19 protein-coding genes are annotated in these 17,953 nt (G+C 62.4%); all 19 read right to left on the bottom strand.

Features of this window, described 5'->3' with window-relative positions; translation table 11 throughout:
• Positions 1 to 3: 3 nt before the first annotated feature.
• Positions 4 to 273 (bottom strand): flagellar biosynthesis protein FliQ, encoded by a 270-nt coding sequence (gene fliQ / locus AC1RGE_RS15670; protein ID WP_011059988.1) that lies wholly within the window; start codon positions 271 to 273, stop codon positions 4 to 6.
• A gap of 24 nt (positions 274 to 297) precedes the next feature.
• Positions 298 to 1,047 carry a flagellar type III secretion system pore protein FliP gene (gene fliP / locus AC1RGE_RS15665; RefSeq protein ID WP_072451681.1) on the bottom strand — a complete coding sequence of 250 codons (750 nt, stop codon included), beginning with the start codon at positions 1,045 to 1,047 and terminating at the stop codon, positions 298 to 300.
• Positions 1,047 to 1,490 (bottom strand): flagellar biosynthetic protein FliO, encoded by a 444-nt coding sequence (fliO, locus tag AC1RGE_RS15660; protein WP_072451682.1) that lies wholly within the window; start codon positions 1,488 to 1,490, stop codon positions 1,047 to 1,049. The genes fliP and fliO overlap by 1 nt, the downstream gene beginning before the upstream one ends.
• Positions 1,491 to 1,952 carry a flagellar motor switch protein FliN gene (gene fliN / locus AC1RGE_RS15655; RefSeq protein WP_011059985.1) on the bottom strand — a complete coding sequence of 154 codons (462 nt, stop codon included), beginning with the start codon at positions 1,950 to 1,952 and terminating at the stop codon, positions 1,491 to 1,493.
• A 55-nt stretch (positions 1,953 to 2,007) separates the two neighbouring features.
• A complete protein-coding gene (gene fliM, locus AC1RGE_RS15650; protein ID WP_011059984.1) occupies positions 2,008 to 2,976 on the bottom strand; it encodes a flagellar motor switch protein FliM in 969 nt (322 codons plus the stop codon).
• Between the two features lie 9 nt (positions 2,977 to 2,985).
• Positions 2,986 to 3,486 carry a flagellar basal body-associated protein FliL gene (gene fliL, locus AC1RGE_RS15645; RefSeq protein WP_011059983.1) on the bottom strand — a complete coding sequence of 167 codons (501 nt, stop codon included), beginning with the start codon at positions 3,484 to 3,486 and terminating at the stop codon, positions 2,986 to 2,988.
• Between the two features lie 190 nt (positions 3,487 to 3,676).
• On the bottom strand, positions 3,677 to 5,080 hold the full coding sequence (locus tag AC1RGE_RS15640; RefSeq protein ID WP_492584591.1) for a flagellar hook-length control protein FliK: 1,404 nt from the start codon (positions 5,078 to 5,080) through the stop codon (positions 3,677 to 3,679).
• Positions 5,081 to 5,178: 98 nt separating this feature from the next.
• The gene (locus AC1RGE_RS15635; protein ID WP_011059981.1) at positions 5,179 to 5,523 is read right to left on the bottom strand and encodes an Hpt domain-containing protein; all 345 of its coding nucleotides are present in this window, start codon (positions 5,521 to 5,523) and stop codon (positions 5,179 to 5,181) included.
• 30 nt (positions 5,524 to 5,553) lie between these two features.
• A complete protein-coding gene (locus tag AC1RGE_RS15630; RefSeq protein ID WP_103289648.1) occupies positions 5,554 to 7,260 on the bottom strand; it encodes a fused response regulator/phosphatase in 1,707 nt (568 codons plus the stop codon).
• Between the two features lie 5 nt (positions 7,261 to 7,265).
• The gene (locus AC1RGE_RS15625) at positions 7,266 to 7,571 is read right to left on the bottom strand and encodes an STAS domain-containing protein (protein WP_011059979.1); all 306 of its coding nucleotides are present in this window, start codon (positions 7,569 to 7,571) and stop codon (positions 7,266 to 7,268) included.
• Between the two features lie 87 nt (positions 7,572 to 7,658).
• Positions 7,659 to 8,108: a flagellar export protein FliJ gene (fliJ, locus tag AC1RGE_RS15620; RefSeq protein ID WP_011059978.1), complete on the bottom strand. Its 450-nt coding sequence runs from the start codon at positions 8,106 to 8,108 to the stop codon at positions 7,659 to 7,661.
• Between the two features lie 6 nt (positions 8,109 to 8,114).
• Positions 8,115 to 9,473: a flagellar protein export ATPase FliI gene (gene fliI / locus AC1RGE_RS15615; protein WP_492584590.1), complete on the bottom strand. Its 1,359-nt coding sequence runs from the start codon at positions 9,471 to 9,473 to the stop codon at positions 8,115 to 8,117.
• A complete protein-coding gene (gene fliH / locus AC1RGE_RS15610; RefSeq protein WP_011059976.1) occupies positions 9,463 to 10,305 on the bottom strand; it encodes a flagellar assembly protein FliH in 843 nt (280 codons plus the stop codon). Before fliH ends, fliI begins: the two co-directional genes overlap by 11 nt.
• 9 nt (positions 10,306 to 10,314) lie before the next feature.
• The gene (gene fliG, locus AC1RGE_RS15605) at positions 10,315 to 11,334 is read right to left on the bottom strand and encodes a flagellar motor switch protein FliG (protein ID WP_011059975.1); all 1,020 of its coding nucleotides are present in this window, start codon (positions 11,332 to 11,334) and stop codon (positions 10,315 to 10,317) included.
• Positions 11,327 to 13,114: a flagellar basal-body MS-ring/collar protein FliF gene (gene fliF, locus AC1RGE_RS15600; protein ID WP_011059974.1), complete on the bottom strand. Its 1,788-nt coding sequence runs from the start codon at positions 13,112 to 13,114 to the stop codon at positions 11,327 to 11,329. Before fliF ends, fliG begins: the two co-directional genes overlap by 8 nt.
• 15 nt (positions 13,115 to 13,129) lie before the next feature.
• Positions 13,130 to 13,456, bottom strand: a complete 327-nt coding sequence (gene fliE, locus AC1RGE_RS15595) for a flagellar hook-basal body complex protein FliE (RefSeq protein ID WP_011059973.1) — start codon at positions 13,454 to 13,456, stop codon at positions 13,130 to 13,132.
• 128 nt (positions 13,457 to 13,584) lie between these two features.
• A complete protein-coding gene (locus AC1RGE_RS15590; protein ID WP_368994509.1) occupies positions 13,585 to 14,991 on the bottom strand; it encodes a sigma-54-dependent transcriptional regulator in 1,407 nt (468 codons plus the stop codon).
• Between the two features lie 5 nt (positions 14,992 to 14,996).
• The gene (locus tag AC1RGE_RS15585) at positions 14,997 to 16,190 is read right to left on the bottom strand and encodes a sensor histidine kinase (RefSeq protein WP_401022359.1); all 1,194 of its coding nucleotides are present in this window, start codon (positions 16,188 to 16,190) and stop codon (positions 14,997 to 14,999) included.
• A gap of 128 nt (positions 16,191 to 16,318) precedes the next feature.
• Positions 16,319 to 17,794, bottom strand: a complete 1,476-nt coding sequence (locus AC1RGE_RS15580; RefSeq protein ID WP_011059970.1) for a sigma-54 dependent transcriptional regulator — start codon at positions 17,792 to 17,794, stop codon at positions 16,319 to 16,321.
• Positions 17,795 to 17,953 lie beyond the last annotated feature (159 nt).

The following is a 17,953-nucleotide window of genomic DNA, read 5'->3' as shown; positions in this document are numbered from 1 at the left end:
GGCTCAGCCGATCAACTGCGGAATACTGCCGTACAACTGACGGATGTATTCCATGAAGGTTTGCACCAGCCAGGGCCCGGCGACAATCAGGGTCACCAGCATCACCAGCAGGCGCGGCAGGAAGCTCAGGGTCTGTTCGTTGATCTGGGTGGCAGCCTGGAACATGGCCACCATCAGGCCCACCAACAAGCTGGGCACCACCAGCACCGCCACCATCATGGTGGTCAGCCAGAGCGCTTCGCGAAACAGGTCTACCGCGACTTCCGGAGTCATTGTCGATCACCCGCAAACAAGGTTTTAAACACCACCGAAACTGCCCGCCAGGGTGCCGATGATCAACGCCCAACCGTCCACGAGGACGAACAGCATGATCTTGAACGGCAGGGAAATGATCAGGGGCGAGAGCATCATCATGCCCATGGCCATCAGCACACTGGCCACCACCAGGTCGATGATCAGGAACGGAATGAAGATCATGAAGCCGATCTGGAACGCAGTCTTGAGCTCGGAGGTGACGAAGGCCGGGACCAGGATGGTCAGCGGCGCCTGGTCAGGGCTGGCGATGTCGGTGCGCTTGGACAGGCGCATGAACAGCTCCAGGTCGCTGCTGCGGGTCTGCGCCAGCATGAAGTCCTTGATCGGCACCTGAGCCTTGGCCACGGCGTCCTGGGCGGTGAGTTTTTCCGCCAGGTAAGGCTGCAAGGCGTCCTGGTTCACCCGGTCGAACACCGGCGCCATGATGAACAGGGTGAGAAACAGCGCCATGCCGGTGAGGATCTGGTTCGACGGGGTCTGTTGCAGGCCCAGGGCCTGACGCAGGATCGAGAAGACGATGATGATCCGGGTAAAGCTGGTCATCAGCATGACGAACGCTGGAATGAAGCTCAGCGCCGTCATGATCAGCAGGATCTGCAGGCTGACCGAATACTCCTGCTGGCCGCTGGCATTGGTGCCAAGGGTGATCGCCGGGATCGACAACGGGTCCGCCGCCAACGCCAGCGGCGCCGCCAGCATCAGTGCCAACGTCAAGATGATGCGCAACGGCATTACTTCTTATCCTTCTGATCCTTGCCCAACAGCTCCATCAGGCGCTGGGCGAACTCGGGCGTCGCCTGCTCGGCATTGGGCACCTGCACCGGCTCCTTGAGCACATGCAACGGGGTGATGGTGCCCGGAGTCAGGCCCAGCAGGATCTGTTCGTTGCCAACCTGCACCAGCACCAGGCGATCGCGCGGGCCCAGAGCCCGGGAGCCGATCAGTTCGATCACCTGCCCCTTGCCGGCAGGACCGGCCTGCTGCACCCGGCGCAACAGCCAGGCCAGGAAGAAGATCACGCCGATCACCAGCAGCAGGCCCAGTACCAGCTGGGTCAACTGGCCGCTGACACTGCCGGTCACGGGCGCAGCCGCAGCCACCGCGGCGGTGGCCGCCGGTTCCGCGGCCAGGGCGCTCAGGGGCAGCGCGAATGCAATGCCAAGCAGCTTGTTCACTTAGCGCAGCTTCTTGATGCGTTCGCTGGGGCTGATCACGTCAGTCAGGCGAATGCCGAACTTTTCGTTGACCACCACCACCTCGCCATGGGCGATCAGGGTGCCGTTGACCAGCACGTCCAGCGGCTCGCCGGCCAGGCGATCGAGCTCGATCACCGAGCCCTGGTTGAGCTGCAGCAGGTTGCGAATGTTGATATCGGTACTGCCCACTTCCATGGAGATCGATACCGGGATATCCAGAATCACGTCCAGGTTAGGGCCGTCCAGGGTGACCGGCTCATGGTTCTTCGGCACGCTGCCGAACTCTTCCATCTGCAAGCGCCCGGAACTTGACGCAGCGCCGGCGTCCGCCGCCAGCAGGGCATCGATATCCGCCTGACCGGCATCACCGGTTTCTTCCAGCGCAGCAGCCCACTCGTCGGCCAGCGCCTGGTCGTCCTGGGAGTTAATTTCGTCAGCCATCATGGGTCCTCGACGGGCAAAAATTCATTGAACAGCAAACAGGTTGGAGCGCCGCTCAACGGCGCTCGATCGGCTCGATCACTTGCAGCGCCAGGTTGCCCTTGTGGGAACCCAGCTTGACCTTGAACGACGGCACGCCATTGGCACGCATGATCATGTCTTCGGGCAGTTCCACCGGGATTACATCGCCAGGCTGCATGTGCAGGATGTCCCGCAGGCGCAACTGACGACGGGCGACAGTGGCGCTTAGCGGCACGGCCACATCCAGCACGTCCTCGCGCAGAGCCTTGCTCCAGCGTTCGTCCTGGTCGTCCAGGTCGGACTGGAAGCCGGCGTCGAGCATTTCGCGGATCGGCTCGATCATCGAATACGGCATGGTCACGTGCAGGTCGCCGCCACCGCCATCGAGCTCGATGTGGAAGGTCGACACCACGATGGCTTCGCTGGGACCGACGATGTTGGCCATGGCCGGGTTCACTTCCGAGTTTATGTACTCGAAGTTGACCGGCATGATCGCCTGCCATGCTTCCTTGAGATCGACGAAGGCCTGCTCCAGCACCATGCGCACCACCCGCAGTTCGGTCGGGGTGAATTCGCGCCCTTCGATCTTCGCGTGGCGGCCATCGCCGCCGAAGAAGTTGTCCACCAGCTTGAACACCAGCTTGGCGTCAAGAATGAACAGCGCGGTGCCGCGCAGCGGCTTGATCTTCACCAGGTTCAGACTGGTGGGTACGTACAGCGAGTGCACATACTCGCCGAACTTCATTACCTGCACGCCACCCACTGCCACGTCAGCCGAACGGCGCAGCATGTTGAACATGCTGATACGGGTATAGCGGGCGAAACGCTCGTTGATCATTTCCAGGGTCGGCATGCGTCCACGGACGATGCGATCCTGGCTGGTCAGGTCGTAGCTTTTGACACTGCCGGGCTCGGCAGCGTGTTCGGTCTGTACCAGACCGTCGTCGACGCCATGCAACAGCGCATCGATCTCATCCTGGGACAGCAGGTCCTGCACGGCCATGTCGTGTTCCTACTGCAGTACGAAGTTAGTAAAGAGCAACTGCTCGACCACCACTTTGCCCACCTCTTTCTGCGCCACTTCCTGAACGCTGGCGGTGGCCTTCTGGCGGAGCATTTCCTGGCCGACCGGAGTGGCCAGGGTGTCGAAACTCTGCCCGGAGAAGAGCATGACCAGGTTGTTGCGGATCACCGGCATGTGCACTTTCAGCGCATCCAGGTCGGCCTGATTGCGCGCCAGCAGGGTAATGCTCACCTGCATGTAGCGCTGCCGGCCGTTCTGCGTGAAGTTGGCAACAAAGGCTGGGGCCATGGGCTCGTAGATCGCCGCAGGCTTGACGTTGCTGGCGGTCTCTGCAGCCGGGGCCGGCTTGCTCTGAGCACTGTGCATGAAGTACCAGGTGGCGCCGACCGACAGGCCGATGGCCAGCAACAACGCCAGGACAATCAAGAGGATAAGCTTGAGTTTGCTTTTCCCTGCGGTGGGTTTTTCTGCTGCTTCGCTCTTCGCCATGCCAATAATCCGTCACTAATCGGGGGTTCACAGTCGCACGGCAAGGCAAGAGCAAGTGTTATGCCAGATTTGTCAGAAAGGCGGGGATCAACAGCGAAGGGCAATGCTGCGAAGGGAAACCTGGGGTGCAAGCTGTTGCAGTTACACCGCGAGGATCAGTGCAGGGGCCGGTAGCGACCCCCGCCACAGGTCAGGCGTAGTAGTCGACGGCGCTGCTGCCGATCACGGTCTGTACCGGAGCCTGAACTTCTGCCACGGCCTGGGACGACTCATCATCGCCATTGTCCAGGCGCCCGCCGCTGGTGCTGGAACCGCTGCGGCGATTCTGCTCCTGCTGCGCCTGCTCCTGGCCCTGCCAGCCACGGGACTGATCGGAGACGTTGACGTCCACCTGCCCCAGGCCCTGCTGGTTGAACATGTCGCGCATGCGGTGCATCTGCCCTTCCAGGGCTTCGCGAACGCCAGCATGGGCACTCATGAAGGTGACCTGGGTCTGCTGGTCCGGAATCATGTGCACGCGAATGTCCAGGCGCCCCAGCTCGGCCGGCTGCAACTGGATGTCTGCCGACTTGAGGCTGGTGCTGGACAGGTACATCACCCGGTTGACCACCTCTTCGGTCCAGCCATTCTGGTGCATGGCCAGCGGCTGGTTGACCGGCACCGCGTTGGCCGTCTTGGGCGTCGCAGCCTGGGTCAAGGCCGCCAGGCGATTGGCGAAATCATCCACCCGGGTATCACTGGACGCCCCCTTGAGGTCCTTCAAGCCATCGGCGATCAACCCGCTAAAGGCCTTTTCGCCGCCCTGCTCGGTGCCGCTCTTGCCCGCCTGCTGCTCGAGCATGCCGGCCATGCCATTGGCGAAGTTCTGCACCGAGGCCAGCTGCCCTTCATTGCCGGCATTGCCTGGCGCGGCCTTCGGCTGGCTCTGGCTGGACGCCGACACATGGCCGCCCTGCTCCATGGCCAGGCGCACCGCAGGCAAGGCATCCAGAGGATCAGCCTCGGGGTCGAATTCAGGCTTGGCCGGCTCGACGGGTGGCGCCACCACTGCGGCAACGAGGGCCGGCGCAGGGGCGACGGGAGCCGCCTCGACCTGAGGCGGCGCAGGTGTCGCCGGGGCCGGTTCAGCCGGCACCACAGGCTGTGGCGGCGCGACCTGTACCAGGCTTGGATCCAGCATCGGATCGCTGGGGGGCGGGGTGTCGGTTTGTGCGGTATCAGCCGGCTTGGCAGCATCAGTGGGCGCTGTTTTGCTGTCGCTGCTGTCGCTGCTGGCCGGCTTGTCGGCAGGCAAGGATTTGCCGCTATCGGCAACGGCTGGCTGCGGCGCGGCAGAAGAGTCCTTGCTGACATCCTTCTTCGGGCTACTGTCAGCTCCCTTGTCGCGCACCGGCTTGGGCGAGTTGTCGGCAAAGCTTGGAGGCTTGGCCTGCGGCTGGTTCTGGGATTCCTTGGCGTAGAGCTGCGCGAAGCTGGAAGCCTTGTCCCCAGGCTCGGCAATGCTCGCCAGGGGGCTGACAGGTGCCGCTTGAGTCTTGGACTTAGGGCTGGCCTGGGCAGTGGCCTGAAGAAGCGAATTAGGGGTAACAGCCATGGGACAGTCTCCGCTGCACGGGGATCATAGGTACAGTTGGAAGACTTGACTGCAAAGGCCGGGCCAGCTTTATCAATCCGCAGATAAAAAGCTGCTTCTCAACAATGAAAGCGCTGCAGCTCCTGCTCGCACAAGCGTCGAACGATCGCGAACTCGCCGTCGATCTCCCCCACCAATTGTCGAATGCCATCCGCGGCCGACTGCCCGGCCCGCAGTTCCAGCTGATGACAGAGTTCGGCCAGGCGGGTGGCGCCCATGTTGCTGCTGCTGCCCTTGAGGCTGTGGGCGGTGGCTACCAGCAAAATCGTATCCTCGGACTTATGCAGCAACCGCACACGCTCCTCGGAATCGCAGACGAAGGTATCCAGCAGGACGGGATATTCATCCTCCATGACCTCTTGCAAAGCATTGAGCACCGTGTGGTCCAGATGAATCTCAGCCACTTGTTCACTCCTTGATCAAGAACCCGGGAATTATGCCAGAGCCTCCCAAGAAAACTCCACGCAGACACTGCGCCCATCATCCGCCCACACGGCCTGCTGGCTCATCTGCCGGATCAGACTGACGCCACGCCCCGACAGACGCTCCATATCATTGGGCCGCGCCAGGACCGCAGCCACATCGAAGCCCTCGCCACTGTCCTCGACGCGCACCACCAGGCGCCCTCCCGCTTCCAGGGGCTGCACTTGCAGATGCACCCGGACAAAGCCCTCCTGCAACTGCGCAAGCCGGGTCGAGCGTTCGCGGTAATAGCGGGTGAACCCCTCGGCATCGCGCTTGAGCCGCGAGTCGAGCTTGAGCACGCCATGTTCCAGGGCATTGGAGTAGAGCTCTGCCAAAACGCTGTACAGCGCCCCGCTCTGGGAGCGCAGGCCATGCACCTCAAGCAACAGTTGCAGCAGATAGGGCAAGGGATTGAAACGCTTGAGGGTGGCAGCCCGAAACTCGAAACTCACCGACCAGTCCAGCGGGCAGGACTGGCCACTGTCGGAGTACACCAGAGCCGGCGGCGCCAACCGGGGAAACTCCGGCAACCCCACCTCGACCATGCTCACATCATCCCGGGCACTGCCGCCAAAGCGCTCCAGGGCCTGCCGGATCTCCTCGAACAGCTGATCTTCCTGGCGATTGGCGGCAAACACCTGGTGCAATCGCTCGACGCCAAACAGTTGCTCCTCGGTGTTACAGGTATCGATTACCCCATCCGACAACAGGAACACCCTGTCTCCCGGCGCCATGGAAAACACTTCGGTACTGTCCTCGAAGGCCTCGGCGCTCAACACACCCAGGGGCAAGTGGCGAGCCACCAGCGGCGTGCGTGCGCCGCTGGCGTGCCGATACAGATACCCTTCGGGCATGCCGCCGTTCCACACCTCCACCGCCCGCCGCTGGGAACTCAGGCACAGCAGGGTGGCACAGCAGAACATGTCCACGGGCAGGATGCGCTTGAGCTTGGCATTCATCTCCCGCAGGGTTTCCGGCAGGCCGTAGCCCTTGGCGGTCATGCCGTAGAACACCTCCGCCAGCGGCATGGCGCCTACCGCCGCAGGCAGCCCATGGCCGGTGAAATCCCCCAGCAGTACGTGCATGTCTCCGGCCGGGGTGTAGGCCGCCAACAACAGGTCGCCGTTGAACAGGGCATAGGGCGATTGCAGGTAACGGATATTCGGCGCATCCAGGCAGCCGGCATGGGCGACCTTGTCGAACACCGCCTTGGCCACCCGCTGCTCGTTGAGCAGGTAGTCGTGGTGGCGAGTGATCTGGTCACGCTGGTGCAGCACGGTCTCTTGCAGACGGCGCAGGCGGTCCATGGCGTTGATCTTGGCACCCAGCACCACCGGGTTGTAAGGCTTGGCCAGAAAGTCGTCGCCACCCGCTTCCAGGCAGCGGGCCAGGGCCTCGCCGCCGCTCAAGGAGGTGAGAAAGATGATCGGCACCAGGGTCTCGCCAGCCAGGGCCTTGATCTGCCGGGCAGCCTCGAAACCGTCCATCACCGGCATCAATGCATCCATCAGCACGATGTGCGGGCGCTGTTGCTGAAACAGCTGCACCGCCTCGGCGCCGTTGCTTGCCGCCAGCACCTGATGCCCCTGGCGCCGGATGATGCTGGACAGCAGCATGCGGTCCGCTGCGCCATCTTCGGCGATCAGCACACACAGGGGCTCGAGCATCGACCGCATACCGGTCAACTGATGTCGAAAAGCTTGTCGAAGTTGGAGATGGCGAGGATCTTGCGCACATCCGAGTTGCTGTTGATTACCCGGACATCGGCGTTGTCGCCGCCGGCGTGGTCACGCAGCAACAGCAGCATGCCCAGGGCCGAACTGTCGAGATAGGTGGCCTCCTTGAGGTCCACCACGATGGACTCCGGTGTCCGGTTGAGTCGCTCGTAGGATTCGCGAAACTCCTGGTGGCGTCCGAAATCGAAACGGCCTCTGATGGAGATCGTGAGTTTTTGCCCGTCCGGGGATATTTCTGTAACGACCGACATGTGACTGCTTCCTTGTCATTGACGACGTCTAAAAGGTTTAGCACCCACTCGCCGGGGGGACAACCCGCACGGGGCAAATGAGCACCATCAGTATGGGCTCTGACGAGGCAAGCGTTGGGAAAGTTCATCCAGCAACTTCTGCTCACGCTTGTCCTCAAGCGCCCGCGCCTCGTCGATATAGCGCTGCACCAGCTTGCGCAGCCCCTCGACCCGGGCATAGGCCTGCTGCCAGGCCTCCCGGGCGCGATCGAGGTTGTTCTGGTGCCAGGCCAGGCTCTGTCGCTGCTGACCGACGGCGGTATCCAGCTGGCTGAGAAAGTACTGGTAGTTCATCAGCCAGTGGCCACTGACCCCCAACTTGCCGCGCTCGACCCACTGTTCCTGGTAGTCGCCACGAAAACGCTCCAGGTCCCCCAGCTTGCTCTCGGCCACACGCACCTGGCCGTGAAAGTACTCCAGGCGCTGGGCGGCCGTGCGCTCGGCACTCTCTGCCATGTCCACCACTGGCGCCAGGCGCGCCGCACGGCTATCGGCCATGGCCGGTTACCCGCCCGCTGCCGGAGCGAAAAGCATTTCCAGGTGGGTCTGGCTATGGCCCAGGCTGATGTTGTCATTGAGCCCCTGGCGCAGGTACGCAACCATGGCCGGATGCAGGGAAATGGCCGTATCGGTATCCCGATCGCCGCCGGCCACATAGGCACCGACGCTGATCAGGTCCCGGGCCTGCTGGTAACGCGACCACAGCTGTTTGAAGTACTGCGCCCGCGCCATGTTGTCAGGGCTGATCACCGCCGGCATGACCCGACTGATGGAAGCCTCGATGTCGATGGCCGGGTAGTGCCCCTCTTCCGCCAGGCGCCTGGACAGCACGATATGCCCGTCGAGCACGCCCCGCGCCGAGTCGGCGATCGGGTCCTGCTGGTCGTCGCCTTCGGACAAGACCGTGTAGAAGGCGGTGATCGAACCGCCGCCGGCCTCGGCATTGCCGGCACGCTCCACCAGTTTGGGCAGCTTGGCGAACACCGAAGGCGGATAACCCTTGGTGGCCGGCGGCTCGCCGATGGCCAGGGCGATTTCCCGCTGGGCCTGGGCGAAACGTGTCAGGGAATCCATCAGCAACAGGACGTTCTTGCCCTTGTCGCGAAAATATTCGGCGATCCGCGTGCAGTACATCGCAGCCCGCAGACGCATCAGCGGAGCGTCATCCGCTGGCGAGGCCACCACCACCGACCGCTTGAGGCCTTCCTCACCCAGGATGTGCTCGATGAACTCCTTGACCTCACGTCCCCGCTCGCCGATCAGCCCGACCACAATGATGTCGGCCTCGGTGAAGCGGGTCATCATGCCCAGCAGCACACTCTTGCCCACGCCGGTACCGGCGAACAGGCCGAGACGCTGACCGCGACCTACCGTCAATAAACCGTTGATGCTGCGAATACCCACATCCAGCGGCTGGCTGATGGGGTCGCGCTTGAGCGGGTTGATGGCGGGGCCGTCCATCGGTACCCAGTCTTCGGCACGCATCGCGCCCTTGCCGTCCAGCGCCCTGCCGGCGCCGTCCAGCACACGCCCGAGCATGCTCATGCCCATGGGCAAACGGCCGGTGTCGGCCAGGGGCACCACGCGCGCGCCCGGAGCGATCCCGGCCACGCTGCCCACCGGCATCAGGAATACCTTGCTCCCGGAGAACCCCATGACCTCGGCTTCGACCTTGACCGGGTGGTAGCTGTCATCGTTGATCACCATGCACCGGGTGCCCATGGCCGCGCGCAAGCCTTCGGCTTCCAGTGTCAGGCCGACCATGCGCAGCAAGCGGCCCTCAAGGATTGGCTGGCCCGGCAGGCTGACGGCCTGGGCATAGCCCCCCAGGCGCTTGCCGAAGCTGGTGCGTTCAAGGCGCATTGCTAGGGTCCGCTGGCTCGTGTGCGGCGTCAGGGTCCATAGCGGGGTCGGCGATGTCGCTCTGCGGCGCCGACGGCGTCAACGGCCCCAGGTCCAGACCAAGGTCCGCCGCTGCCGGATGCAGCGATTGTTCGTGCAACTGGTCGGACAGCTGGTCCATGGCCTGGGCGATCCGGGTTTCCATGCTGGCGTCGATACGGCTGTACTCGGTCTCGACCCGGCAACCGCCGGGCAGCAGCGCTTCGTCCTCGACGATGCGCCAGCTTTCCTCATGGCGCTCGCGCAGGCTTTTGACCTGCTCGAAATCCTGCGGATTGACGTACAGGCGCACATTACCGACGCCCAGGGGCAGCAGCTTGAGCGCTTCGCGCATGACATGTTCGATCTGCGTGGAGTCCATCGCCAGCTCGCGCTGGATCACCTGGCGGGTGATATGCCGCACCAGCTCCACCAGGGTCTTTTCAATCTGGGTGTCCTGCTCGGCAATGGGCTCGAACAGGTTGGCCATCAGTTGCTCGAGCGCCTGCAACTTGGCGCTCAGTGCCACTTCGGCTTCCTGGCGCACTTTGAGGGTGGTGCTGTGAAAGCCCTCTTTCTCGCCAGTGGCGAACCCTTCATTATAGGCTTCCTGGCGGATGCTCTCGAGCTCTTCAAGGGTCAGCGGCTGGACTTCCTCCAGCGGCACTTCCTCGATCTCCTCCTGCACCTCTTCCGGCTCGGGCTCAGGCTCGGGCGGCTCGGGATCGAAACTGGGCAGCGCCCAGACGTCAAAACCCTCGACGTCCCGGGCGCGAATCAGCTCGCTTTGGGACTCATCACTGCTGGACGACATAAAGCGACCTTAGATCATTTCTTCGCCGCCCTTCCCGCCGAGAACGATTTCTCCGGCTTCGGCCATACGGCGGGCAATGGTGAGGATTTCCTTCTGCGCGGTTTCCACATCGCTGACGCGAACCGGGCCCTTGGCTTCCAGGTCGTCGCGCAGCAGTTCCGCCGCACGCTTGGACATGTTCTTGAAGATCTTTTCCTTGACCCCTTCGTCCGAGCCCTTGAGGGCCAGCACCAGTACATCGGAAGAGACTTCGCGCAGCAGCGCCTGGATGCCGCGATCGTCGACATCGGCGAGGTTGTTGAAGACGAACATCAGGTCTTCGATCTGGCCCGACAGGTCTTCGTCCACTTCGCGGATCGAATCCATCAGCTGGCCTTCGATCGAGCTGTCGAGGAAGTTCATGATGTCGGCTGCACGCTTGATACCACCCAGGGTGGTCCGCGATGCGTTGGAGTTGCCGGAGAACTGCTTCTCGAGAATCTGGTTGAGTTCCTTGAGCGCCGCGGGTTGCACGGTGTTGAGCGAGGAAACCCGCAAGATGATGTCCAGGCGCGCCTTGTGGTCGAAGTTGCCGAGCACTTCGCCGGCCTGGTCAGGATCGAGGTAGGCCACCACGATGGCCTGGATCTGCGGGTGCTCGTAGCGGATCACGTCGGCAACGGCCCGCGGCTCCATCCACTTCAGGCTGTCCAGGCCGCTGGTGTTGCCACCCAGCAGAATGCGGTCGATCAGGCCGTTGGCCTTGTCTTCGCCCAGGGCCTGGGTGAGCATCTTGCGCACGTAGTCATCGGAACCGACGCCGAGGCTGGTCTGGTCGCCGACAATATCGACGAACTCGCTCATCACCTGTTCGACCTGCTCACGGTGCACGTTACCCATCTGCGCCATGGCCACACCCACCCGCTGGACCTCTTTGGGGCCCATGTGGCGCAACACTTGCGCAGCATCGGTAGAACCCAGGGACAGCAGCAGGATCGCGGCTTTGTCGACCCGGGTCAGTTTGGCGGTAGCGGCTCGGTTATCACTCATCTGCGTTAATCCACTCTTTCACGACCTGAGCCACTCGACCCGGGTCTTCAGCCACCAGACTCTTGATTGCGTTCAACTGAGCGTCATAACCCTCGCTCGGGCTCGGCAGCAGAATGCTCTGCGGGCCGCCGAGGCTCACGCGGTCGTTGCCCAACTCACCGTCCAGGCCGCCCATGCCGCCCAATTCGACGTCACTGCCCAGGCCTGCCAGTTCTTTGTTCTTGCCGCCGCCAGTGATGTTGTTGAGCACCGGACGCAACACGCCGAACACCAGCACCAGGATGAACAGCACGCCGAGCACTTGCTTGACGATGTCCCAGAACCAGGGCTGCGAGTAGAACGGAATATCGGCGATCACTTCCCCGCGTTCGGCGGAGAACGGCACGTTGATCACGCTGACGCTGTCGCCACGGCTGGCATCGAAGCCCACGGCGTCCTGCACCAGACGGGTGAAACGCGCCAATTCGTCGGCGCTCCACGGCGCTCGGCTGGTTTCGCCATTGGCCGGGTTGACCTTGACCTGGTCGTCCACCACTACCGCTACCGACAGACGATTCAGGCGACCCTGCTGCTGCTTGGTATGGCTGATGGAGCGATCGAGCTCGAAGTTCTTGGTGGATTGTTGACGCTTGTCCGACGGGTACGGCGCCAGCATCGGCTGGCCGGTGGCCGGGTCCATGATCTGTTGGCCGTTGGCGTCCAGCAGTGGCTGGCCCGGTTGCACCATGCCGGCGGCGGCAGTGGCGCCACCGGTGGTTTGTGGCGCAGAGGCCGGCGCCGGCGGCTGGTTGCTCAGAGCACCCGGCACGCCTTGCGGGCCGTTGCTGCTGGAGCGCTGCTCATTCACCGACTGCTCGCTGCGCAGGGCCGGCTGGTCGGGGTTGAACTGTTCGGAGGTGGATTCCACGGCACTGAAATCGACGTCCGCCGAGACTTCAGCCTTGTAGCGATCGTTGCCCAGCACCGGTTGCAGGATGTTGTGCACCCGCTGGGTCAGCATGCCTTCCAGGCGACGGCTGTAGTCGAACTGCTTGCCAGCCATGGTCAGTGCGGAGTTTTCCGCCTGGTCGGACAACAGGTTGCCCTTCTGATCGACCACGGTGACCTGGGACTTGTTCAGCTCGGGAACACTGGTCGCCACCAGGTTGACGATGGCCATGACCTGGCCGGGCTCCAGGGAACGGCCGGAGTAGAGTTCTACCAGGACCGAGGCGCTGGGCTTGCGTTCATCACGCACGAACACCGAGCTTTTGGGAATCGCCAGGTGCACCCGGGCGCCCTTGACGTTGTTCAGGCTGGAGATGGTGCGAGCCAGCTCGCCCTCCAGGCCGCGACGGTAACGGGTCGCTTCCATGAACTGACTGGTACCCAGGCCCTGCTCTTTATCGAGGATCTCGAAGCCGACGTTGCCGTCACCCGGCGCTACGCCAGCCGCGGCCAGCTTCAGGCGGGCTCGGGACAGGTCATCGGCCTTGACCAGCAAGGCGCCGGAATTGGGCTCTACGGTGTAAGGAATGTCGGCAGAGGCCAGGGTATCCATGACCTGCTTGGCGTCCATACCCGCCAGGCTGCCGTACAGCGGCCGGTAATCGGGTTGCTGGGACCACAGCACCACGGCAAAACCAATCGCCACGCTGGCGGCCAGGCCCACCAACAGGCCGACCTGACGCAGCATGGTCATCTGGGACAGGTTTTCCAGGAAGGACAAACCGAACAGCGGCGGTTTACCGTCGATCGGGGCGGCCTTGGCCGGTACGTTATCGGCGACTGCTTCTGCCATGACTCAATCTCGTCCTTAAACCGGCATCTGCATGATGTCTTGATACGCTTGAACCAGCTTGTTGCGAACCTGGGTCAAGGCTTGAAAAGACACGCTGGCCTTTTGCGAGGAAATCATCACGTCCGTCAGGTCGACACCGCTCTTGCCAATTTCAAAGGCACTGGACAGCTGATTGGACGCCTGCTGAGTGTCATTGACCTTGTTCACGGCCTGGCCAAGCATGTCAGCAAAGCTGCTGCCGCTGACTTCTGCCACCGCGGCGGATTTAGGCTGCGACATTGCGTCCATCTGCATGGCACGCATATCCAGCATCAACCGATTAAATTCAACACCTTGGCTCATGGTCTACTCTCTCTGACGATCCGCAATTTTTTGACGCTCACTCAGCGGTTAGTGAGGTGTTAGCAACAAGGGTGCCAGCTCCATGGCCCTTATCGACAAAAGCCCATCCCGGGCTTGCCTCTCACAGATCAGGTCGCGAACAGATAGGCCTCGACGTCCATTCCAGCATCGCGCATCTGCGCCAACTTGTAGCGCAAGGTCCGCGGGCTGATACCCAGGCGTTCCGCGGCCTCCTTGCGTCGCCCGCGCTCGGAGCGCAGGGTATCGATGATCATCTGAAACTCCCGGCGCCGCAGGTCATCGCCCAGGCCACCGGATTCTTGAGCCGGCACCTCCACCTCGGCAGCCGTGCCACGCGCTGCCATCTGCACCACGGGCGCCAGCGCCGGCAGCGGAGCACAAGCCACAGGGCCGGCAAGACAGAAATCTTCCGGCTGGATCAAGCCCCCCTGCTGCAGGATCAATGCGCGCTGCAATGCGTTGTCCAGTTCTCTAACGTTGCCTGGCCATGGATAGGCCAGCAGGCACTCCTGGGCCTTGGCCGATAGCCTGGCCGCCGCGTGCTTCATTTTATTGACGTGCTTGGCCAGCAGGCGCTCGGCCAGCGGCAGGATATCGGCGGTACGCTCGCGCAACGGCTTCCAGGCCAGAGGAAATACCGACAAACGGTAATACAAGTCCTCACGGAAACGGCCGGCCGCCACCTCCCCCGCCAGATCGCGGTTGGTGGTGGCGACCACGCGGATATCCAGGGTGATCGGCTTGCGCGCACCAACCCGCTCCACTTCGCGCTCCTGCAACACCCGCAGCAGCTTGGCCTGCAAGCCCAGAGGCATTTCGGAAATCTCGTCCAGCAGGATGGTGCCGCCATCGGCCTGCTCGAACTTGCCGGGCTGGGCAGCGATGGCCCCTGTGAAAGAGCCCTTTTCGTGCCCGAACAAAGTGGCTTCGAGCATGTTGTCCGGGATGGCCGCGCAGTTGATGGCGATAAACGGCTGATTGACTCGATGGGAATGCTGATGGATATAGCGCGCCAGCACCTCCTTGCCAGTACCGGATTCACCGGAAATCAGCACCGTGGAGTCACTGCGGGCCACCCGCGCCGCCAGCTCCAGCAACTGAGCGCTGGCTGGTTCGAAGGCCACAGGCCCCTCATCCTCGCCAACACCCAGGCTGCCCAAGGCATGGCGCGCCACCAGGTCCAGCAGAGCCCGCGGCTCGAAAGGCTTGACCAGATAATCGGCCGCCCCCTGGCGCATGGCGTCCACGGCACGCTCGACGGCGCCATGGGCAGTCATCAGCAACACCGGCAGTTGTGGCTGGCGGGCTCGCAGCAGGCCAAGCAATTGATGACCGTCCATGCCCGGCATGTTGACGTCGCTGACCACCAGGCTGAAGGGCTCCGCGGCCACAGCCTCCAATGCTTCCTCAGCACTGCCGACAGCCTTGTAGTCATGACCGGCCAGCAGCAGGGTATCCGCCAGGGCCTCGCGCAATGCGCGGTCGTCTTCAACCAGTAGAACCTTGATTGCCATTACCTTCACTCCACTCCATGCACGCTGGAGAACAGAGGCAGTGTCACCAGCGCACAAGTACCGCGCCCAGGACGCGAGCGCAGCGACAATTCTCCCTGATGAGCACGGGCTACCGCCTTGACCACCGTCAGGCCCAGCCCGGTTCCATTGGCCTTGGTGGTGAAGAACGGCTCTCCCAGGCGCTCCAGGACCGCAGCGTCGATACCACTGCCACTGTCACTGATGCACAGCCGCAAGGTGTCGCCGCGGCTGTACAGGTGCACCTTGAGTCGCGCCGCGCCGGCACTGGCCTGCACCGCGTTCTCGATCAGATTGAGCAAGGCGCCCACCAGCGTGTCGCGATTGCACAGCAACTCACCGTGGTGGCTATCGCACTGCCAGCGCACGGCAACGTCCTGCACATGGGTCAGGGCCGCGGCCTGCAACGACTGCAACAGCGACTTGGGCGTCAGGCGATCGGTCAGGGGCAATTCGCCACGGGCGAACACCAGCATGTCGCGCACTTGATGTTCCAGCTCGTGCAAACGCTCCTTGAGCCGCCCGGCAAAGCGCTGATGGGTAGCGACCGGCAGTTCCTGCTCAGTGAGATGGCTGGCGTACAGCAGGGCCGCCGACAGCGGCGTGCGGATCTGGTGAGCCAGGGAGGCAACCATCTTGCCCAGGGAGGACAGACGCTCATGACGGGCCAACTGGTCCTGTAGATGACGGGTTTCAGTCAAGTCATTGAGCAGCACCAACTGCCCGGGCTCGGCATCCAGCGAGCGCGTGGCAATCGACAGGCGTCGACCGTCACGCAGGGAAATTTCATGGCCATCATCTTCGCGAGGGGCAAAGCTGCGGGCGATGATGTTGCGCCACAACTGCCCTTCCAGCGGCAGCCCCAGCAGCTCGCAGGCTGCCGGGTTGGCCTCGGTGACGATGCCATGACCATCAATCACGATGACCCCGCCCGGCAACAGGTCCAGCAGGTTCTGCAGACGATTGGCCAGACGCTCCTTTTCCGCCAGCTCCTGCATGCGCTGGGCGCTGACCACCGCCAACTCGCCCTTGAGCTCGGTCACCCGGGCCTCAAGCATGCTGTAGGAGTCAGTAAGTTGGCTCGACATCTGGTTGAACAAGGCGAAGGCCTGCTCAAGACCTAGCCGGCTTGCCTGCTCTACGGACGACGATTGCCTCTGTGCATCAGGGGCAGGAGACATCTGGGCGGCTTGGGGCATCGTGCACTCTCGCGTGGCTGACCGTCAGTTAAACGGAACGTTGCAAGAGACTTAGCAATACCCGTGCCTAAAAAAAACCACCCAGTTTTCAAAGACTTGAAAAACCGGCGTCAATCATCCGCCTGTTCATCACCCTCACGACGGCTCATACCGTACTTGCGCATCTTCTCCACCAGGGTGGTGCGACGGATGCGCAAACGCTCTGCGGCCCGCGCCACGATGCCATTGGCGTCGTCCAGCGCCTGCTGGATCAGCCCTTGCTCCAGGCTGCCGAGGTAGTCCTTCAGGTCCAGGCCTTCCGGCGGCAGCATGGCCGTGGCGGCGAAGTCTGGCGCGTGACCGTTGATCGCTACGCGCTCTTCCAGATCGCTGCGCAGGCTGTCCACCAACTGCTCGTCTTCGTCATCCACATAGCGGAACTTCTTCGGCAACTCGACGACGCCAATCACACCATAGGGATGCATGATCGCCATGCGCTCCACCAGGTTGGCCAACTCACGAACGTTACCCGGCCAGCCATGCCGGCATAGCGACATGATGGCAGCAGAGTTGAAGCGGATCGAGCCGCGCTTCTCGTGCTCCATTCGCGAAATCAGCTCATTCATCAGCAGCGGAATGTCTTCCACTCGCTCACGCAGCGGCGCCATTTCAATGGGGAACACGTTGAGGCGGTAGTACAGATCCTCACGGAAGCTGCCTACCTCGATCATGCTTTCCAGGTTCTTATGGGTGGCAGCGATGATTCGCACATCAACACCCTGGGTCTTGTTGCTGCCCACGCGCTCGAACGTGCGCTCCTGCAGCACCCGCAACAACTTGACCTGCATCGGCAGTGGCATATCGCCGATTTCGTCGAGGAACAGGGTGCCGCCATTAGCCAGCTCGAAACGCCCGGCACGACTGGTGATAGCACCGGTGAACGCGCCCTTTTCATGGCCAAACAGCTCACTTTCCAGCAGCTCTGCCGGAATGGCGCCGCAATTGACCGGCACGAAAGGCGCGTCGCGCCGCTTGGAGTGATAGTGCAGGTTGCGCGCTACCACTTCCTTGCCTGTTCCCGACTCGCCAAGGATCAGCACGCTGGCGTCGGTATCCGCCACCTGCTGCATCATCTGCCGCACATGCTGGATGGCGCGACTGGTGCCTACCAGGCTGCGGAAAAGATTGGGTTCACGGTGACGACCGCGCTCACGGGCCTGATCGTACATTTCACGATAGACCTGGGCTCGGTGCAGGGAGTCCAGCAATTTGCTGTAGCTGGGAGGCATTTCCAGGGTGGAAAGCACACGACGACGCTGGTCTTCAGGCAGATCAATGGAAGAATTTTCGCCCATCAACAGCACCGGAAGGAACTCATCCCAGGTTGAGAGTGTCTTTAACAGGCCCAGAAGTGCACCAGGAGCATTTACGGTCCCGATGAGGACGCAAATTACTTCGCGACTTGACGACAAAGAGCCGACAGCCTGCTGCCAGTCATGGCTACCGCAGGGTAAATTTTCTTCGCCAAGAAAATTTAAAATCACCGCCAGGTCGCGGCGGCGCACGCTATCGTCATCGATCAGCAGAATTTTGGTTTCACGCCACATGCAATAGCAACTTCCCTAGTCAACTCAATGCCCAGATAAGGGGCAAGCTAGACGCGCTTGTAGGCATTTTCTGCCTTATAGACGCCTGAAATCTGAAAACAGCCACTAGTTAAGTCAAAAAAGCGTGCACAGTCAAATTTATGGCGCGCAGTGTTCGGG

Source organism: Pseudomonas sp. GW823-FHT02C05, assembly GCF_058797595.1.
Note: the sequence above shows the minus strand (reverse complement) of the source record. Positions and strands in the feature narration are given on the sequence as shown.